Source organism: Microcoleus sp., from assembly GCF_049646505.1.
Classification (GTDB): Bacteria; Cyanobacteriota; Cyanobacteriia; order Cyanobacteriales; family Microcoleaceae; genus Microcoleus.
Genome location: NZ_JBARVX010000399.1, coordinates 1 through 1,772 on the forward strand (window position 1 = coordinate 1; position 1,772 = coordinate 1,772).

At 46.7% G+C, this 1,772-nt stretch carries 2 protein-coding genes; both read left to right on the forward strand.

Annotated features, from left to right (window positions below; genetic code table 11):
* On the forward strand, positions 1-333 hold a 333-nt coding region (locus WBA89_RS19855), incomplete at its 5' end, for a zinc ribbon domain-containing protein (RefSeq protein ID WP_424408911.1).
* 240 nt (positions 334-573) lie between these two features.
* On the forward strand, positions 574-1,578 hold the full coding sequence (locus WBA89_RS19860; protein WP_424408912.1) for an NADP-dependent oxidoreductase: 1,005 nt from the start codon (positions 574-576) through the stop codon (positions 1,576-1,578).
* Positions 1,579-1,772: the final 194 nt, after the last annotated feature.

A 1,772-nucleotide genomic window follows, 5' to 3' on the forward strand; every position in this document is an offset into this window, starting at 1 on the left:
CGAACCATCGTCAAGTACGTGTGTTGGAAACGCGGTAAATTCTTTAGTGAAGTCAGCGCTAGAGGTACTTCACAAGAATGTCCTGAGTGCGGTACAAGAGTTAAAAAAGACTTAAGTGTCAGGGTACACTCTTGTTCTAATTGTGGTTACACAACCGATAGAGATATCGCCAGCGGTCAAGTAATTAGAAATAGAGGAATAGCTTTGATTAGTACCGATGGACAGTCGGGAATTCAAAATGCCTATGCAGACGGTTTGCCGGGGATTGAGGTGTCTCAATCTAGGTCAAAGTCGAAAACCCGCGAGGGAATAACTAGGAAATCTAAGAAGTGATTCTTAGAAGCTCCGCACCTGATAGTCGGAGTAATGTCACGAAATAGCTATTGATGCAGATGCTATTGCTAGGGCGATCGCCTATGCGATCGAGCAGCCCGCTGATGTTGATGTGAATGAAATGATCGTCCGTCCGACAAAGCAAGAACTTTAGATTAATGGGGCGATCGCAAAACAAAAAACAGTCAATTGATGAGGTAAACCAATAAATTTGGGCTAATAATTAATAAGGAGAAAATTATGACAGATATCGTGAGCCGCGAGATTCGGCTAGTCTCTCGCCCCAAGGGGATTCCTACCGCAGATAACTTTGCGATCGCCCAAACAGAACTAAAGCCACTTCAAGATGGGCAAGTGCTCGTTCGCAATCTCTATATGTCAGTCGATCCATATATGCGCGGTCGCATGAACGAGGGGAAATCCTATGTTCCATCCTTCCAGTTAGGAAAAGCACTCGAAGGCGGCGCAGTCGGCGAGGTAATCGAGTCTCGTGCCCAGGAATTAAAGCCGGGTGATGTTGTGACTTCCAACTATGGCTGGCGGGAATACTTCATCGCTGCACCAAAAGATTTGCATCAGGTTAGCCGCGACATTCAACCGCTCTCAGTTTACCTCGGTACCCTCGGCATGACAGGTATGACTGCTTGGGTTGGGTTGAATTTGGTAGAAGTCAAAGCCGGCGATGTTATTTTTATTTCGGGAGCCGCAGGCGCGGTGGGAAATGTCGCCGGACAACTAGCAAAATTGCGCGGATGTCATGTCATCGGCTCAGCCGGGTCAATGGAAAAAATCAAGTTTTTGCAGGAAGAATGCGGATTTGATAGCGCCTTCGATTACAAAGCCGGCCCTATTCTCGAACAACTAAATCAGGCAGCACCGGATGGAATTGATGTCTATTTCGATAATGTAGGAGGCGAAACGCTGCAAGCGGCGCTCTCGGCATTGCGCGTGCACGGCCGGATTATCGCTTGTGGCAGCATCTCCAGTTATAACGATGAAAAACCGCAGCCTGGCCCTTCCAATCTATTTAATATGATTGGCAAACGCTTGACCATGAAAGGGCTAATTGTTCGCGATTGGCTCGATCGCCAGAGTGAATTTGAACAAGAAGTGGGCGGCTATTTCCAAGCTGGAAAATTGAAGAATAAGGAAACAGAGGTGGCAGGAATCGAGCGAGCGGTGGATGCGTTTATCGGTCTTTTTGAGGGCAAAAATGTGGGTAAAATGGTGGTGAAACTAGATTAGCTTTCCACTAATTGAGTCGGCAGTTGCTTCATTATTTGAGCAAGTTGAAACTCTAGATCGCTGATAAATTATTTGGTTTAAGAAAGTATGGATCTCCAACTATCAGATCGGATTGCATTGGTCAGCGGTTCAACCGCCGGAATTGGATTAGCGATCGCCACGACACTTGCCCAGGAAGGAGCAACTGTCATTAT